17 protein-coding genes, 2 pseudogenes and 2 riboswitches are annotated in these 17,276 nt (G+C 55.6%); of the genes and pseudogenes, 8 read left to right on the top strand and 11 right to left on the bottom strand.

Features of this window, described 5'->3' with window-relative positions:
- Nucleotides 1–10 precede the first annotated feature (10 nt).
- The gene (locus DBY68_RS00350) at nt 11–289 is read right to left on the bottom strand and encodes an RcnB family protein (protein WP_229837630.1); all 279 of its coding nucleotides are present in this window, start codon (nt 287–289) and stop codon (nt 11–13) included.
- A 166-nt stretch (nt 290–455) separates the two neighbouring features.
- Nucleotides 456–1,463, bottom strand: coding sequence for a zinc-binding alcohol dehydrogenase family protein (locus DBY68_RS00345; protein ID WP_108473703.1), 1,008 nt, complete (start codon nt 1,461–1,463; stop codon nt 456–458).
- Between the two features lie 104 nt (nt 1,464–1,567).
- On the opposite strand from DBY68_RS00345, the gene DBY68_RS00340 reads away from it, so the two are divergent.
- Nucleotides 1,568–2,476 (top strand): LysR family transcriptional regulator, encoded by a 909-nt coding sequence (locus DBY68_RS00340; RefSeq protein ID WP_108473704.1) that lies wholly within the window; start codon nt 1,568–1,570, stop codon nt 2,474–2,476.
- Here DBY68_RS00340 and crcB read toward each other — a convergent pair.
- A complete protein-coding gene (gene crcB / locus DBY68_RS00335; protein WP_108473705.1) occupies nt 2,473–2,847 on the bottom strand; it encodes a fluoride efflux transporter CrcB in 375 nt (124 codons plus the stop codon). The two genes, DBY68_RS00340 and crcB, sit on opposite strands and share 4 nt — an antisense overlap.
- Before the next feature lie 15 nt (nt 2,848–2,862).
- Nucleotides 2,863–3,285, bottom strand: coding sequence for a universal stress protein (locus tag DBY68_RS00330; protein WP_108473706.1), 423 nt, complete (start codon nt 3,283–3,285; stop codon nt 2,863–2,865).
- A gap of 77 nt (nt 3,286–3,362) precedes the next feature.
- Nucleotides 3,363–3,430: riboswitch (Fluoride riboswitch) on the bottom strand.
- A 96-nt stretch (nt 3,431–3,526) separates the two neighbouring features.
- A riboswitch (TPP riboswitch) is annotated at nt 3,527–3,623 on the top strand.
- A gap of 34 nt (nt 3,624–3,657) precedes the next feature.
- On the opposite strand from DBY68_RS00330, the gene thiM reads away from it, so the two are divergent.
- Nucleotides 3,658–4,443, top strand: coding sequence for a hydroxyethylthiazole kinase (thiM, locus tag DBY68_RS00325; protein WP_108473707.1), 786 nt, complete (start codon nt 3,658–3,660; stop codon nt 4,441–4,443).
- Nucleotides 4,440–5,240 carry a bifunctional hydroxymethylpyrimidine kinase/phosphomethylpyrimidine kinase gene (gene thiD, locus DBY68_RS00320; protein WP_108473708.1) on the top strand — a complete coding sequence of 267 codons (801 nt, stop codon included), beginning with the start codon at nt 4,440–4,442 and terminating at the stop codon, nt 5,238–5,240. Before thiM ends, thiD begins: the two co-directional genes overlap by 4 nt.
- Nucleotides 5,241–5,348: 108 nt before the next feature.
- On the opposite strand, the pseudogene DBY68_RS22975 reads toward thiD, so the two are convergent.
- Nucleotides 5,349–5,503: pseudogene (locus DBY68_RS22975) on the bottom strand (EamA/RhaT family transporter); the annotation flags it as partial.
- Between the two features lie 7 nt (nt 5,504–5,510).
- On the opposite strand from DBY68_RS22975, the pseudogene DBY68_RS23035 reads away from it, so the two are divergent.
- A pseudogene (locus DBY68_RS23035) lies at nt 5,511–5,615 on the top strand (hypothetical protein); the annotation flags it as partial.
- Between the two features lie 3 nt (nt 5,616–5,618).
- Here DBY68_RS23035 and DBY68_RS00310 read toward each other — a convergent pair.
- From DBY68_RS00310 to DBY68_RS00300, 3 genes are all read right to left on the bottom strand, one after another.
- The gene (locus tag DBY68_RS00310; RefSeq protein ID WP_108473709.1) at nt 5,619–6,047 is read right to left on the bottom strand and encodes a GNAT family N-acetyltransferase; all 429 of its coding nucleotides are present in this window, start codon (nt 6,045–6,047) and stop codon (nt 5,619–5,621) included.
- 244 nt (nt 6,048–6,291) lie between these two features.
- The gene (locus tag DBY68_RS00305; protein WP_108473710.1) at nt 6,292–7,635 is read right to left on the bottom strand and encodes an NCS2 family permease; all 1,344 of its coding nucleotides are present in this window, start codon (nt 7,633–7,635) and stop codon (nt 6,292–6,294) included.
- Nucleotides 7,636–9,420, bottom strand: a complete 1,785-nt coding sequence (locus tag DBY68_RS00300) for an adenine deaminase C-terminal domain-containing protein (RefSeq protein ID WP_108473711.1) — start codon at nt 9,418–9,420, stop codon at nt 7,636–7,638.
- Between the two features lie 138 nt (nt 9,421–9,558).
- Between DBY68_RS00300 and DBY68_RS00295 the strand changes: the two genes are divergently transcribed.
- A complete protein-coding gene (locus tag DBY68_RS00295; protein WP_108473712.1) occupies nt 9,559–10,476 on the top strand; it encodes a LysR family transcriptional regulator in 918 nt (305 codons plus the stop codon).
- Between the two features lie 79 nt (nt 10,477–10,555).
- A complete protein-coding gene (locus tag DBY68_RS00290) occupies nt 10,556–11,302 on the top strand; it encodes a GntR family transcriptional regulator (protein WP_108473713.1) in 747 nt (248 codons plus the stop codon).
- Here DBY68_RS00290 and DBY68_RS00285 read toward each other — a convergent pair.
- Genes DBY68_RS00285 through DBY68_RS00275 form a run of 3 tightly spaced genes read right to left on the bottom strand, consistent with a single transcriptional unit; the run spans nt 11,276 to nt 14,513 of the window.
- A complete protein-coding gene (locus DBY68_RS00285; protein ID WP_108473714.1) occupies nt 11,276–12,232 on the bottom strand; it encodes a PfkB family carbohydrate kinase in 957 nt (318 codons plus the stop codon). The genes DBY68_RS00290 and DBY68_RS00285 overlap by 27 nt on opposite strands.
- On the bottom strand, nt 12,229–13,233 hold the full coding sequence (locus DBY68_RS00280; protein WP_108473715.1) for an ADP-ribosylglycohydrolase family protein: 1,005 nt from the start codon (nt 13,231–13,233) through the stop codon (nt 12,229–12,231). Before DBY68_RS00280 ends, DBY68_RS00285 begins: the two co-directional genes overlap by 4 nt.
- Nucleotides 13,230–14,513 (bottom strand): nucleoside permease, encoded by a 1,284-nt coding sequence (locus DBY68_RS00275; RefSeq protein WP_108473716.1) that lies wholly within the window; start codon nt 14,511–14,513, stop codon nt 13,230–13,232. The genes DBY68_RS00280 and DBY68_RS00275 overlap by 4 nt, the downstream gene beginning before the upstream one ends.
- Nucleotides 14,514–14,760: 247 nt before the next feature.
- Between DBY68_RS00275 and fbaB the strand changes: the two genes are divergently transcribed.
- On the top strand, nt 14,761–15,813 hold the full coding sequence (gene fbaB / locus DBY68_RS00270; RefSeq protein WP_108473717.1) for a class I fructose-bisphosphate aldolase: 1,053 nt from the start codon (nt 14,761–14,763) through the stop codon (nt 15,811–15,813).
- Nucleotides 15,814–16,096: 283 nt separating this feature from the next.
- Nucleotides 16,097–17,251, top strand: coding sequence for a mandelate racemase family protein (locus DBY68_RS00265; protein ID WP_108473718.1), 1,155 nt, complete (start codon nt 16,097–16,099; stop codon nt 17,249–17,251).
- The last annotated feature ends 25 nt before the right edge of the window (nt 17,252–17,276 follow it).

Here is a 17,276-nt window from a genome sequence, read left to right as displayed (position 1 = left end):
GCCTCTTTCATTAACGGTGATAGAAGATTTCGCCGTCGTAAACTTTACTGATTTTCCCGTCCGTGTCAGAAATCAGCACGTAGTTGCCGCCCATGTAAGTCCAGTGTGTTCCCGCGTCTGGCGCAGGCAGATTGCGCTGCTGCCACTGCTTGATGTTGTACTGGTCAGTACGGTACATCTCAGGAACGGTGTCCCCGATGTTAAAGTGGGTGAAATCAGCGACAAACTCTTTCAGTTCATACTTCTGAATGCCCGTGCCTGGCGCGGCGAAGGCGGTTCCGGCGGCCATCAGGCCAGCCAGAAGCCATAATCTACATTTACCCATTCTTTCTCCAACGATAACCAGAATGCTTAAGGGTGTAGAGTCTGCCTTTTTCTCTTAAAATTAACAGGCAGATCGACGCTCTTTTGTATCACAGAATAGGTTTTTTAGTAAAAAATGTAACAGCGCCGCCTCAGAAGCCTTCCAGTACCAGTTTGCCCATGGTTTTCCCGGTCTCAAGCTGGCGATGCGCCTGGCGAATATTTTCCGCGTTAATCGCTCCTAATTTCTCGCCCAACGTCGTTTTGATCACACCCTCATCAATCAATGCGGCGACGCGAGTCAGCAACTGATGTTGAGCAATCATATCCGGCGTTTCAAACATCGAGCGGGTATACATAAATTCCCAGTGCAGCGAGATGCTTTTGGTTTTTAACGGGCGTGCATCCAGGGTTTCAGGATCGTCAATCAGCGCCAGTTTGCCCTGTGGGGCGAGGGCTTCAATCAGCTGCAAATAGTGTTTATCCGTGTGCGTCAGGCTGGCGACGTGCGTCACTGCCGGAATACCGATGCGAACAAGTTCTTCAGCGATAGGTTTGCTGTGGTCGATAACGTAATGTGCTCCGGCATCCGCGACCCATTTCTGCGTTTCCGGGCGCGAGGCGGTGCCGATCACCGTCATTTTCGTAAGCTTGCGCGCCAGTTGAGTCAAAATGGAACCCACACCGCCCGCCGCACCAACAATAAGCAGTACGTCGCCTTTATTGCCATTTTCCTGAATGCCCAGGCGATCGAACAGCAGTTCCCACGCAGTAATGGAGGTTAACGGCAGGGCGGCGGCAGAAACGTTATCCAGCGAACGCGGCTTAAGGGCGACAATACGCTCATCGACCAACTGGAACTCGCTGTTGCTGCCTGGACGCGTTAACGCGCCCGCGTACCAGACTTCGTCGCCCGCTTTAAACAGGGTGACCTTCTCGCCAACGGATTTCACCACGCCGACAGCATCCCAGCCCAGTACGCGCGGCGTGTCGCCGCTAAAACCGGCACGCACTTTGGTATCGACCGGGTTAACGGAGATGGCGTTGACTTCTACCAGCAAATCGTGGCCCGCCGCCACGGGAACGGGCAGGGTAATTTCTTCTAATGCTTCAATGTTGCCGTGCGCGCCAGCCGCCTGAGTAATCGCAATCGCTTTCATAACCACCTCTGTGATGTTGGGTAAACTCTAAGAATGATATTATCCGGTGATATTTGCCGGAAAAATCCATTCGCGGCGACAGGACTTATCGTTGAGGAGTGAAAATGCTCAGGCTGGAAGATTTAACCCTGTTCGTGCGCGCAGCGGCGTTAAGCAGTTTCAGCGAAGCGGCGCGCGAGGCTGGTCTGCCGCCTGCGCAGGTGAGTTCCGCCATTAAGCGTCTTGAGACGGCGCTCAATATCCGTCTGTTCGCCCGCTCAACGCGCAGTCTGCGCTTGACGCCGGAGGGCGAAACCTGGCTGCCTTATGCCACGCAAATGCTGGAAACGATGCAGGCCGGGCTTCAGCAGATCCAAACGCCGGATGATGAAATTCGCGGTACGCTGCAAATTGCGGTGCCTTCTGATTTGGGGCGAAATCTGCTGCTCGGTATTTTCCGCCAGTTTCGCCTGCGTCACCCGGCGCTTAAGCTACGCATTCTTTTCTCAGACCAGGTGACGGATGTGTTTAAGGATCCGGTCGATGTGGCATTTCGCTACGGCACCAATGAGGACGCATCGTACGTTGCGCTGCCGATCGCGCCAGATAATCGCCGTGTACTGGTCGCTTCGCCAGAGTGGATCGCCAGAAATGGCGAACCGGTAACGCCTGCCGATTTAGGAAAGTGTGATGCGCTGACGTATGTGCTGCGAGGCCGATTGTTCGATCGCTGGACGCTCACTGCCGGGGGGGAAACCCACGAGGTGCAGGTCAATGGCACAATTATTAGTGATGATGCGGAAGTGATTCGCCGGCTGGCAATTGCCGGGGAAGGCATTGCCAATAAGTCCTGGCTCGACGTCAGTGAAGATGTCTTTCAGGGCCGCCTGAAACTGCTGCTGCCAGACTATGAAGGCGACTGCGTGCCGCTGAATATGATTTGCCCGCATCGCAAGCAGCTCTCGCCTGCGGTGCGGTTGTTGTATGAAGCGGTGAAGGAACGCTGTGAAGCGCTGGTGCAGCGCAGGGGTTAAACCAGCGTCATCAAAAAGAACCCGGCAGCGGTCATCAGGAGCGATCCCACCACGTGAGTTATCACGGAAATCATCGCCCACAGATAGTTGCCGTTTTGCAAAAGGGTGACGATCTCCGCCGAAAAAGTGGAAAAGGTCGTCATCCCGCCGCAAAGACCGGTGGTAATCAGTAACTTCCACGCCGGGTCTAACTGCGGCTGGCGCAAAAAGAACGCCAGCGCCGCGCCAATAATAAAACCACCCACCAGATTAACCACCAGCGTGCCAGGTGGTAGGCTCGGGAAAAGGCTGTTCAGTTTCATCGACAACCACCAACGAATCACACACCCGGTTGAGCCGCCCACTATAACGGCCAGTAATGAACGATACATCACGCGCGTAAATCCTTATGCTAAATGTTTGATCAGCACATCCACCGTCAAGTGGTTGATGTACTCAAGGGAGTGGGAGGCGAGCACGCCCAGCAAGCGATTGTGATGCCCGGCGATGACCAGATCGATACGGCGATCGCGGATACAGGATTCGACATCTTCAAAGCGACGGGTCGTGACTAACTCCAGCGTTTGTACCGGTAGGGAAACGGATTCCGCCAGCTCGCTCAACAGGGCTTTGGCCTGAATGACTTCCTGCGAAACCACGTCATCCATCAGGCTGTCAGAGACATAATTGAGGGCGCGATAATCGGTGCTGATATGCGCGATGGTTATCGTCATCGCGTTCTCCTGCGCCATTTTTGCGGCGTGATCAAGCAGGGGAATGCCATCAAGGCTGCTATTAATCAGCACCAGCGCATGGTGATAAACAGGCATAAAAAAACCTCGTCAGGTTGCGAGGTATGCGCGGGTCTTCAAACGACAGACAGCCTGACATACCTCCGTGTTAAGAGGGTATACCAGGCGTCATCAGCCCCAGCAGGGCGGTTGGGAAAGGTGGAACGCCATCACCTTTGTGAATAATTGTGGGCCGATGATGGGGGGATTGCAAATGGTTTGTGCAGCTTGCTTCCGCCCGGCACTTGCCGTAACCTGCTGCGATACACGAATTTGTTGTATTGATGACTCGGGGTGCCCTTCCTTGTGAAGGCTGAGAAAAACCCGTACCACCTGATCTGGATAATGCCAGCGTAGGGAAGTCAGAGACCGTCAGGTCATTGCTTCTGGACGTTCTGGCAGGAGCAAACCATGCAAGCAGAGCCGCTTAGCCCCGCGCAAATCGCGCATTCGTTACATCTTTTTCGTCATCACGCCCCCCTTGTTCACTGCATGACTAACGACGTTGTGCAGACCTTTACCGCTAACGTACTGCTGGCGCTCGGCGCATCCCCCGCGATGGTGATTGATGCGCAGGAAGCCGCGCAGTTCTCTGCCATTGCCGATGCGTTATTGATAAACGTTGGCACGCTGACGCAGCCGCGCGCGCAGGCGATGAAAGCCGCTGCGTTGAGTGCGAACGCCGCAGGTAAACCCTGGACTCTCGACCCTGTCGCCGTGGGCGCGTTAACGTTACGTACCGAGTTTTGCCACGACCTGTTGACCTTAAAACCTGCCGCCATTCGGGGGAATGCCTCTGAAATTATGGCGCTGGCGGGGATGAGCGCGGGCGGGCGCGGCGTGGACACTACGGATACGGCCGCCGCTGCGCTACCTGCGGCGCAGGCGCTGGCTCGTCAAATTGGGACTATTGTCGCGGTGACGGGCGAAGTGGATTACATCACCGATGGACAACGCGTTGTCGCGGTCACGGGCGGTAACCCGCTGATGACCCGCGTAGTGGGGACGGGTTGCGCATTGTCGGCGGTCGTCGCGGCAAGCTGTGCGCTGCCGGGCGACAGGCTGGATAACGTTGCCTCAGCCTGCGCCTTTATGAAACTGGCGGGGGGGCGAGCGGCGCAGGATAACGGGCCGGGCAGTTTTGTCCCGGCATTTTTAGATGCGCTGTATGCACTGAATGGGGAGGCACTGGCATGAAACGGATTAATGCATTAACTATTGCGGGTACCGATCCAAGCGGTGGTGCGGGTATTCAGGCTGACCTGAAAACCTTCTCCGCCCTGGGCGCATACGGCTGTTCGGTGATCACCGCACTGGTGGCGCAAAACACCCATGGCGTGCAGTCGGTCTATCGTATTGAACCGGATTTTGTCGCCGCGCAGCTGGATTCCGTGTTTAACGATGTGCGCATCGACACCACCAAAATCGGTATGCTGGCGGAAACGGACATTGTTGAAGCCGTGGCGGAACGATTACAGCGCCATCGGGTGGAAAATGTGGTACTGGATACGGTCATGCTGGCGAAAAGCGGTGATGCGCTACTCTCGCCTTCGGCGGTGGAAACCCTGCGTAAACGCCTGCTTCCGCAAGTGTCATTAATTACGCCGAACTTGCCGGAAGCCGCGGCATTGCTGGATGCGCCGCATGCGCGTAATGAGCGAGAAATGCTGGAGCAGGGGCGTGCGCTGTTGGCGATGGGATGTGGCGCCGTTCTTATGAAAGGTGGTCATCTGGACGACGCGGAAAGCCCCGACTGGCTGTTTACCCGCGACGGCGAGCAGCGTTTTACCGCGCCGCGCGTCAATACCAAAAATACCCACGGCACCGGCTGTACATTATCAGCCGCGCTGGCGGCACTGCGCCCGCGCCATAGCAATTGGGGCGATACGGTGCTGGAAGCGAAAATCTGGCTTTCTGCCGCGCTGGCGCAAGCCGATACGCTGGAAGTTGGCAGCGGGATTGGCCCGGTACATCATTTTCACGCCTGGTGGTAATGGCGTAATAAACAGCCTGCTTTACGCATATGGCAGGCTTTACGGAGCATAAAGTATCCGCTATCAGCTTCTTAGGCCGCCATATCTTCAGCCTGCGTTTGCTCCGTTTTATCGGGAAAACCTGCGGGAGCCCACCACCTCATTCAATAGCATGGCGGAGAGTCTCAGCCCTAAGAATGGCTGGAGGAGTTGGCGTTGACCGACGATAGCAATCCCTCCGGTGGCAAGCCTTTGTACCAGAAAATAAAGCCAATCAGCACATTACGGTTTGTCCCCCAGGCGCTCAGGATTGCTCTGGGCTCTGTATCAATTGAGAACTTACAAAATGCGTTGCTGAAAATCCGGGAAACGGTGGAGTACGAGCGGTATTGTTAACGCTTATTGAATAATGAGGCGTTTTACAAAACGCTTCCTCACTTCCCTATAGCCGTTGGTTTCATAAAACGTGTGTGCTCTGACTCGACTTTCACTGCTCGAAAGCTCAATTTGAGAACATCCCTTATCCAGAGCAATTTGCTCTGAAGCCATAAGAAGTAATTGTCCGATCCCTGCTCCCCGCGACGATTCATCTATAACCAGAGCTGAAATTAATGCCCACAAGCCATCTTCATGTATCGGCGTGATAAAATTCACTACAATAACACCCGAGATTTCCTTATCTGATTCCGCAACCAGGATGTTAATAGTCATATCCTGCTTATTAATGTGGTTTTCCAGTCGCTCAGCATCTGTTTGATAACCCAATTGGCAAAAAAGATTTTTAAGTGAGGGGATATCTTTTAATTGTGCAGCTCTGATTAAGACCATTGCCATAACCTTTTCAGAAGAGTTGAGTAAAAGTATCCGAATCCCGTTAAAGTTTCCAGCGCTGCTTATCGTCGTTTATTATTAACCTACAAAAATTATTAATTCATTGAAATATAATATATTTAACGGGTGATGTCCCTGACGCAAGGGTTAAAAGGGATATAAGCGATATATCCCTAAAAATAGATTTACTCTTATAGTCGTGCCGTGCACTATCCGCTAAAGACTGCAGATGACTACCCCATTAATGGCGCACCAGCGTCGCAAAGTAATACACCAGCGGCACTGCCAGAATCCATAAACCAAGAGGGATTTCCCGCCACTTCCCGGCAATGGTTTTAATCACCACATAAAACAGCAACCCGCCCGCGATACCTGTTCCGAAGCTGTTGGCGATAAGCGTGATCATCACCATCATCAACACCGGTAAACCGTCGGTGAAATTCGCCAAATCCACCTTACGCAGGCCGCTAAACATATTCAGACCAATCAGGATCAGCGCCGGGGCGGTGGCTTCTTTGGGGATCATCAGCGCAACGGGCGTAAACAGCAGCATCAGCAGGAACATCATGGCGGCGGCCAGCGCGGTCATGCCGGTTTTGCCGCCTGCTTCCGCCGAGGCTGAGGACTCAATCAGCGCTGTCGCGGCCGGGATGCCGACCCACGGGCCCAGCGCGGCGGCGATGGAGTCAACCATAAACGGGCGGTTGATGTGTGGCATATTGCCTTCTTCATCCAGCAGGCCCGCCTCCCCGCCGACGGCAAGCGTGGTGCCCATGGTTGAGAAAAACTCTGAGGCGAAGAAGACAAACAGATAGGGCAGGAAAGCGATATTCAATGCGCCAATGATATCCACCTGCGCAAACACCGGTGTTAACGAGTGGGGCAGGGCGATAAAGCTTGATGGCAGATGCGTGACACCTGCCGGAATACCTACCAGCGTCGCGCACAGAATTGCCCACAGGATAGCGCCAGGAATGCGCCGCGCCTGCAGGGCAATTGCCAGAAACAGCCCGCATAGCGCCACCAGCGCGCCCGGCGAAAGAAAATCCCCCAGCATCAAAGCGTTATTTTTGGCGCTTGCCAGCACCAACCCGGCATTACGAAACCCGAGCAGGGCGACAAAAATCCCGATAGACGCCGTCAGCCCCAGTTTGATGGATTGCGGCACCGAGCGGGTGACCACTTCGCGCAGGCCAAAATGGGTAAGCAGGAAAAACAGCACGCCTGACCAGCAGGCAATCCCCAGCCCAATCGGCCAGCCAATTCCGGCGTTTCCGGCCAGCGAGACGCCGACTAATACCGAGCCGCCAATTCCCGGCCCAACAATAAACGGCAGATTGGCATAAAACGCCATCAGCAATGTGCCGACCACAAATACCAGGATTGTACCAGTAGTCGCCGCGCCTTTATCCATCCCGCCCGCAGCCAGCAGTCCGGGGATCACCACCAGCAGATACGCGGCGGCGAGAAATCCCGTGATGCCCGCCAGACATTCGGTGCGTGCAGAGCTTCCGCGAGCGCGTAGGGAAAAACAACGTTCCAGCCAGCTCTCAGAGGCAGGCGTATTAAGGGAGTGGTCAGCCATTTAGTGGGTGCTCCTTTCCTGGTGCGAAGAGTGAATAAGCGGGTCGACAATCTGACGTGTTGCGCCATCGGTAAGCCCCAAATCCGTCAGATGCGGCCCGGCGTTACAGGCAAGACAGGTGCCTTCAATGGCCTTAAATACCCGGTACGGCGGCTGCCAGTCGGCAATGTCACCACTACGTTCGCGCAGGTTGCGGAATGCGCTCGCCAGTTCAGGGGCTGGAAGGTCAGAGAGCATACCGGCTATCGGCATCGCCACGTGGGCGATGATCTCACCATGCTGAGCCAGCGCCATCCCGCCGCCGCTGGCAATCAGGGTATTGGCTGCCAGCGCCATCTCGCGCGGGCAGCGGCCCAGTACCACCAGGTTATGCGAATCGTGCGAGTAGCTGGTGGCGATCGCCCCCTGGAGTTCACCCCAGCCCTCCAGCAGGGCGATTTGCGGCCTGGCCTCGTGGCGACCATGGCGATGCTGTACCCAAATCAGACTGAACCCGGTTGGCAGCACGACGCGGCCCTCGCGGATTTGCACATCGACTTCACCCCATTCGGTAAAACGTGCGCCGCGAATATGTTTCAGCCGTGCGTTGCCATGTGTGATGTCAGCGATCCGAAGGGCGAAATCGTCCGGGCTGAGCGATGAAAGATGCATGGTATCTGGCAGCGTAGGGTGGCTCGCCGCCGGCAGCGGTTCAATCATTGCGCCATCGCGGGCGATACGTTTCCCGGCAACATAGACCTGCTGAGGGGTAATGGTGTCCAGTGAATTCAGCACCACCAAATCCGCACGACGACCCGCGGCAATCAGCCCTAAATCATCGCGCTTGAGCCGCAGAGCGCCGTTGAACGTGGCGAAACGCAGCGCATCGACGGCGGGTAAGCCGTGCTCAATCAGCAGATTCAGCAGCGCCACGATACCGCCTTTTTCCAGCAACATATCCGGGGGCACATCATCGGTGCAGAGGGTGATCTGCGAGGAGAGATGCGGGAGCGTCTTCAGCGCGGCCACGATGTCCGGCAGCAGATAAGGATGCGAACCCCGAATTTCCAGCGTTAGCCCGGCGCGCAGTTTTTCCAGCGCATCTTCGGCGGAGGTGAGTTCATGATCCGACGTCACGCCCGCCGCGAGGTAAGCCTGTAACCCGGCCCCGTTTAGCCCACGTGCGTGGCCTTCAATCAGCTTACCGCTTTGTAAGCCGCAGCTAAGGATCTCCTGCATCCGCGTGCTGCCGTTCAGCACGCCGTGCATATCCATCACTTCCGCGACGCCACACACTTCCGGCCAGTTGAGCATGGTTTCCATTTCTGCGCCGGCGAAATCGGCGCCTGACATCTCCAGCCCCGGCGTGGAGGGCACGCTGGAGGGTGCGGCAATCATCACCTGCAGCGGAAGATTGCGGCTGGCATCGATGGCAAAACGCACGCCCTCCACGCCCAGCACGTTCGCCAGTTCGTGCGGATCCCAGAATACTGCCGTTGTGCCCTGCGCCAGCACGATTTCCGCGTAACGGGCAGGAAGAAGATGAGAACTTTCGAGGTGGACGTGGGTGTCGATAAAACCTGGCGAGAGGTAAGAGCCTGGCAGTGAGTGTGTTTCTGATGCGTCGCTGCGGCTGCCGCGCGGATGCACGCTGGCAATCATTTCGCCGACGATACCCACATCCGCTTCGCGAATTTCGCCGGTGACCATATCGACGATGCTGGCATCGGTAAGCAGGAGATCGAAAGGCGCGTCGCCTTTTGCGGCGGCTATCGCCCGGCGGCGAAGGGAGTCAGTGTTAAGCATAGCTATCGTCCGGTCATTCAATATGGGCGCTACTTTACGAAGTGTGAAAGGTGATGGCAAACGTTTGCCTCGCTGAAAAAATTTATCACCTGATAAGAAAAGGTTATTCTGCAACAAACCAACAATGCGAAACCCATCATGACCGAACCCTGGCAACGGCTTCCCGCACTCTCTCTAAAGCAGCTTCAGTATTTCGTTACCCTGGCCCGGTTGCGTCACTTCACCGATACCGCCAGTAAGCTCGCGATAAGCCAGCCCGCACTGAGCAGCGCGCTACGGCAGATTGAAACGGTGCTGGGCGGTAAGCTGGTCAACCGGACCGCCGCCGCCGTGACGCTGACGGAGCTGGGCGTTGCCATTCTTCCTCATGCCGAGCGGGTGCTTAACGTCGCCCAGCAGGCGTTCAGCGATATGCGGCAAATTGTTGAATCCGGCGGCGACGGCACTTTGCGGATTGGCCTGGTACCCTCGGTCAGTTCGCTGTTGTTTCCGACCGTGGCCGAACGGCTGGCGCAGGCATTTCCCCGGCTGAAGGTGGAGTTTCACGATCTCACTAACGATGCGTTAGTGACGCAGATCCTGAACGGGCAACTGGATTTCGGCATTGGTGCGCTGGACAGTTCTGTGTCCCCGGCCTTACAGGTTTTCCCGGTGCTGGAGGATCCGTTTGTCGCCGTCCTGCATGTTGGCGATCCGCTTGCCCAATCGGCCCATCTTCCGTGGCAGCAACTTGCTGGACGCGATGTAGCCGTCTTTTCCAAAGGTAATATTCAGCGACTGGTGGGGGCGCTCGACGAGAGTCAGCGTCTGAAGCTGCATATTCGCTATCACGTCGATTACATTGAAACCCTGTACGGCCTGGTGCGCTCCAGGCTGGCGGCGGCGATTTTGCCGCAGCTTTACACCGCGCACCTCTGCGATCCGCAGCTAAAAGTGGTGCAGCTTCAGCAGCCGGAGCTTACACGAACGGTGGCGTTGATGCGCAACGCCGCACCGCTGCCACCGCAGGTCGAACAGGCTTTTACGTTGTTACAACGCGTCGTGCGGGATGAATAAACACCATTTCCTTGCCGGGAGTAGTCTTCCGGCGTGACGCCACCTATACTGGCTCGGAGACCATTGCAGGGAAAGATAAATGGAACAATCACATACGCGGTTAATCGCACAAATTACTGAGCGTATTGCCGCAGCGGATAACACGCCGCTCTATCTGAAGTTCGCTGAAACGGTGAAAAATGCCGTACGCAGCGGAATACTTGAGCACGGCAATATTTTGCCGGGTGAACGTGATCTGAGCCAGTTAACCGGCGTGTCGCGCATCACGGTGCGCAAAGCAATGCAAACGCTGGAAGAGGAAGGCGTGGTGACGCGTGCGCGCGGTTATGGCACGCAAATCAATAATATTTTTGAATATTCCCTGAAGGAAGCACGCGGATTTTCCCAGCAGGTCGTGTTACGGGGTAAAAAGCCAGATACCCTGTGGGTGAATAAACGGATTGTGCCTTGCCCGGAAGAGGTGGCGTCACAACTGGCTATTGCGTCAGGAAGCGAGGTTTTTCTGCTCAAACGCATTCGTTATGTGGATGAAGAGGCTGTATCCATTGAAGAGTCCTGGGTGCCCGCCCAGTTGATTCATGATGTGGATGAGATTGGCGTGTCCCTGTATGACTATTTTCGCAGCCAGCACATTTTTCCACAGCGCACGCGCTCAAGAGTCAGCGCCCGGATGCCGGATGCGGAATTTCAGTCGCACATTCGGATGGATGAAAAAATCCCGGTGTTGGTGATTAAACAGGTTGCGCTTGACCAGCAGCAGCGGCCGATTGAGTTCAGCATCAGCCACTGCCGCAGTGATTTATATGTCTTTGTGTGCGAGGAGTAGTGCTTCGCGCGTTGGGCTACAGTCGCCGCCACGGTGACCGACCACCCAGGACGCGACCGCGTTTCCGAGCAATACGGATTCGCTGAGCGTCCAGCCAGAAGCAAGACCTGCCAGCGTACCGCCTGCGTGACTGTCGCCCGCGCCGATGGTGTCAACGACCGTCACAGGAAACGGTGCTGCCAGCCCCTGTTCCTGCGGGCTGAAATACCATGCTCCCTCTTTGTCATGACGCACGATAAGCGGTGTGCCAAACGTCGCCATCCATGCACGACCGAACTGCCGGGTTTCCGGCGGTAAATTAAAGCGTGCGGCGGCGATGTCGGCTTCCTGGCGATTCAGTGAAATAACAGGCTTACAGGCCATAATTCGCGTCATCAGCGCATCGGGAATATCGGCAATACGCGGGCCAAAATCGATAAATGGCGTGACGTCTTGCAGGCTTTCAAGCCAACGGACAAGCAACTCGCCGCACGGCGACGCAAGCTGATAACCGGAAAGCGACACCAGGCTTTGTGGTGCGACGGATAACGCCTCCAGCCAGCCGGTATTCCACTGATTTTCGACGCCGCTGAACGACATAAACGTACGCTCGCCGTCTGGCTCAACCAGCGCCAGACACCAGCCGTTATCACCCTGAACACCATCAATGCAACTGATCAGGCCCTCACGAGCCAGATTATTGCGGATGATATCGGCCCAGACGCCTTGTCCGATGGGGAGCGCATTGTCGGCACGCATACCGAGGCGTTTGAGCGCCACGGCAATATTCAGCGCACAGCCGCCAATATTGACGCTTTGCTGTTGCAGCTCAATATCGCAGCCGCGCCAGGGCAGGGCATAGGCGTCGGCAATCACGTCAATCACCGCCGCGCCAACGACGGTTATTGGACGTCGATTACCTAAGGTGGTTAATCGCGACGCGACATTCATAACGCCTCCCGTTGCTCGCGATACTTCGTCAGTGCGGTTGCGTAGCGGGAAAAATCGAGTTGATTGACGTCGTCGAGTTGCTTTTTCAGCACTGGGTCAATGGCCGAAATACCGCCCAGTGCCCCGCAAATCGCCGTTGCCATCGCCCCGATGGTATCTGTATCCCCCCCGAGGTTGGCGCATAAAATAGCACAACGGTTGGGGCAGCCCTGCGCCAGTTCGACCATTGCGATAGCGCAGGGCACGGATTCAATCGTACTGGTTCCTGCACCGACCACCTGATAAAGCTGCTCGCTGGCGGATTCCGTACCGTGAGCCTTGCGGACAATATCTAACGCCAGTTCCAGACGCGCGGCGAGTGAGGCGCTGAAGGTGGTCACGCGTTTTTCCTGTGCGTGACGGGCCACGGAAGGCAGTGAATCGACGATGGTCTGCCAGCTATCGCCATCAATGGCGCGGGAGATGGCCCAGGCCACCACCACCGCACCAGCTACCGCAAGATCCGATTTATGCGTTGGGCTTGAGGCCAGTGCAACCTCATTAATAAAGTGGTCGAGATGGGCTGCGGGCAGCAGGCAACCCAGCGGCGAAACGCGCATTGCCGCGCCGTTAGTGACGCCGTTGTTTTCCAGTTCGCTAACGGGTTTGCCATCGCGGATCGCGTTTAGCGCAATTTTGGAGGTCGGGCCCAGTACGTTTTTGTTGAACGCATCGAAGCCTTCCGCCCAGGCCAGAATATTACGGCCAATAAGATCCGGGTCGATCTGCCCCTGGCGCTCAAGAATGGCGTCTGCGAGGCACAAAGCCATTGATGTATCGTCAGTGAATTCCGCGCGGTTAAAGTAGCAGGCGGCATTGTTTTCAGCAGGCCCCGGCAGGAAACGGTCGATCCAGCCGAAGTGAGCCTTCACGCGTGAGCGCGGCCAAAGCTCTGAAGGCATTCCCATCGCATCGCCCAATGCCTGGCCGTACAGCGCGCCAAGAATACGTTCTGTTTTCATTTTATTTCCCCTTGTGTCAGTGCAGCGTCGCGTGGGTCGTTTTGCACCTTAATAGCAGTGATCTCTTTATCCGACTCGCGAAAGAAAAGCATAAACAGCACAGCGATAACGGCAATCATGATAGCGCCGAAGCCCCACATGCCCGCCCAGTTGAAGGTCAACCCATTCACCGGCTCTTTATAAGCGAACATTTTTTCCATCATTACGCCGCCAATGCGGTAACCGAGCAGGCTGCCAAAACCCTGGCAGCAGAGCGTGATAAGCCCTTGTGCCGCGGTGCGCATATGTACCGGGGCTTTTTTATCCACATAGATGTAGGCGGTAACGTAGTAAAAATCGTAGCTCACGCCGTGGAGCAAAATACCGAGGAACAGCAGGGCATAAGTGAAGTATTGCTCTGCGCCACCGTAGACAAAGAATCCATAGCGGATCGCTGCGGTAATAAGACCAAGCAATAATACCTTTTTAATGCCAAAGCGTTTGGTGAAGAACGGCAGTGCCAGCATAAAGAAGATTTCGGAGAACTGGCCGAGCGTCATCCAGCCGGTGGCATTTTGCATGCCGACTTCGGTGAGATACCCGTTGGCAAAGATGTAGTAGAACGCCAGCGGCATGGCGAACAGGAATGAGCAGAAGAAAAAGACGAGGAAGTTTTTATCGCGCAGCAGGACTAACGCATCCAGCCCCAGCATGACTTTGAAGTCCAGTTTCCCCGTGCTTTTCGGTGGGGTGTCCGGCAGCATGAACGCGAAAATCCCCAGCAGCAGCGAGCTACCCGCCGTGATTAACAAAGGAATGTTTGTGGGTGAAATATCGTTATAGCCCATCATTTGCGGCAGGAAACCGCACACCAGTCCGGAGGCTATCCAGCCGATCGTGCCCATGACGCGAATGCGCGGGAAGTCACGTTCGACGTCCGGCACGTTGGCAAAGGCGATACTGTTGGTGAGGGCAATGGTCGGCATATAGGTGAGCGAGTAGGCGAGTAGCAGCGGGAAAAAGCCGGCAAACGTGGTTTGCTGTGCGGCAAAATACATCAGCGCTGCACCAACGAACATCAGTAGGGCGAGAACTTTCTGTGCCGAGAAAAAACGGTCTGTCAGCGAGCCGACCAGAATCGGTGAGAGGATAGCTGCAATCGCGGTACAGGCATAAGACCAGCCAATTTCGCCCGCTGAAAATCCGCTCTTATTTAGCCACAGCCACAAGGGAACAAACCACGCGCCCCAGATAAACCACTCAATGAACATCATGAACGACAGCTTTACTGTAGTTTTCATCTTTAAATCCTTCCTGACAGGTAAGGTACGTAGAGACCATACCATCATGTAATACCTTTTAAATACCTTTAAGGTGAAACTTTGACCGGTGTAACACTTTACCGTCCATGAATCGTGCCAGCAGATTGCGCTTAAAAATGCCCGGAGAATGGAAAATTCCCGTTTCCGCGACCAGACTTATTGCTGCCCAAAAATTCCGGGCAGGAAATTCACGCCGACACGACGTTGGCATTACGGGAGCATCGCCATGACTGATATTACGCAATTGCTTGGCAAAGACGCCGACAGCCTTTTACAGCATCGTTGTATGACCATTCCAGCCGACCAACTCTATCTGCCAGGTCACGATTACGTTGACCGGGTGATGATGGACAATAACCGTCCGCCTGCCGTGCTGCGAAACATGCAGACGCTTTATAATACCGGACGTCTGGCCGGAACCGGCTACTTATCGATTCTGCCCGTTGACCAGGGCGTAGAGCACTCTGCCGGTGCATCGTTTGCCGCTAACCCGCTCTATTTTGATCCGAAAAATATCGTTGAGCTGGCGATCGAAGCGGGCTGTAACTGCGTGGCATCCACCTATGGCGTGCTGGCATCTGTTTCGCGTCGTTACGCGCACCGCATTCCGTTCCTCGTCAAACTCAATCACAACGAAACCCTGAGCTACCCGAATACCTTCGACCAGACGCTGTATGCCAGCGTTGAACAGGCATTCAATCTGGGCGCGGTTGCCGTGGGCGCCACCATCTATTTCGGCTCTGAAGAGTCTCGTCGCCAGATTGAAGAGATCTCCGCCGCCTTTGAACGCGCGCATGAACTGGGGATGGTCACCGTGCTGTGGGCCTACCTGCGTAACCCGGCATTCAAGAAAGACGGTGTCGATTACCATGTCTCCGCTGACCTCACCGGGCAGGCAAACCATCTGGCCGCCACCATCGGCGCGGATATTGTGAAGCAGAAAATGGCCGAGAATAACGGCGGCTATAAAGCGGTGAACTTTGGCTATACGGACGATCGCGTCTACAGCAAACTCACCAGCGAGAATCCCATTGATCTGGTGCGCTACCAACTGGCGAACTGCTATATGGGACGCGCCGGGCTGATTAACTCCGGCGGTGCGGCAGGCGGTGAAACCGACCTTTCCGACGCGGTGCGTACAGCGGTTATCAATAAACGCGCGGGCGGTATGGGCCTGATTCTGGGGCGTAAAGCCTTCAAAAAATCAATGGCCGATGGCGTGCAGTTAATCAACGCGGTTCAGGATGTGTATCTGGATAGTAAAGTCACCATCGCATAATGACCTTTCCCGGCGAGTTTTTGCCTCGCCGGGTTTACCTTTTCTCGTCACGATCCCCCTCACATTTCTCTCTCCTTTTGTGAAAACAGTCACGTCCCCTCGTGCTTATGCCCAAAAAACAGTCAATCGTTAGCGGGATTTGTCCGAGGCAGGTCTCATATTTTGTGCTTAGATTATCCAGTGAAACGCTTTTTCAATTACTTAAAACCGGCTTGCCGGGAAGTGTAAGTCACAGGATTGTGGCATCCGCAATGCCCACTTTTTGTTGTACTAAGGACACATAATGAAAATTGAATCTGTAAACGTCACTGTATTTCAATACCCTACACGTCGGGTGTCCGACAGCGCAGGCCATTCGCACCCCGGAGCGGAAAGCCTGGCAAAAATGGCGATGCTCACGATTACTGCTGATGACGGCACTCAGGGCTTTTCGTTTGCCCCGCCGGAAGTGGTGCGCCCGTTTGTGGTGAATACCTTTTTCCGCAAAGTGCTGGTCGGGCAGGATCCGTTTAACCGTGAGCGCCTCTGGCAGGATCTGGTGCACTGGCAGCGCGGGAGCGCACACCAACTGACCGAGCGCGCGCTGTCGTTTGTCGAGCAGGCGCTGTGGGATTTACTAGGACGCAAGCTCAATATGCCGGTGTATAAACTGCTGGGCGGCTTCCGCGATAAAGTTCCGGCCTACGGCAGCACCATGTGCGGCGACGATCTGAAAGGCGGGCTCTCCACGCCGGAAGAGTACGCTGCGTTTGCCGAAACGCTGGTGGCGCGCGGGTATAAGGCCATCAAACTGCACACCTGGATGCCGCCAGTTTCTTTTGCGCCCAACCCGAAAATGGATATCAAAGCCTGCGCCGCTGTGCGTGAAGCCGTTGGCCCGGATATCGACCTGATGATCGACGGTTATCACTGGTACAGCCGCACCGAAGCGCTGTGGATCGGTAAAGAGCTGGAAAAACTCAACTTCGCCTGGTTTGAAGAGCCAATGGAAGAGGACAGCATGTCGTCTTACGCCTGGCTTGCGGAAAATCTTTCTATTCCGGTGATTGGCCCGGAAAGCTTTGGCGGCAAGCACCACAGCCGCGCCGACTGGGTGAAAGCCGGAGCTTGCGACATTCTGCGTGCGGGCGCGAACGGCGTCGGCGGCATCACGCCAACCATGAAGGTTGCGGCGCTGGCGGAATCCTTCGGCATGGATTGCGAAGTGCATGGCAACGGCGCGGCGAGCCTGGCGGTGGTGGGGGCGATTCGCAACTGTCGCTGGTACGAACGTGGCCTGCTGCATCCTTTCCTGAACTACGATGAGCCCGCGGCTTACCTGAACGCCATTGTTGACCCAATGGACGCCGATGGTTTTGTGCATCTGCCGCAGGGGCCGGGTCTCGGGGAAGATATTAATTTTGCGTATATCGAAGCCAATACCGTCAGCCACGACTGACAGATAAAAATACTTCAACCCTACA

This window comes from Pseudocitrobacter sp. RIT415 (genome assembly GCF_003057695.2).
Classification (GTDB): domain Bacteria; phylum Pseudomonadota; class Gammaproteobacteria; order Enterobacterales; family Enterobacteriaceae; genus Pseudocitrobacter; species Pseudocitrobacter faecalis.
Note: the sequence above shows the minus strand (reverse complement) of the source record. Positions and strands in the feature narration are given on the sequence as shown.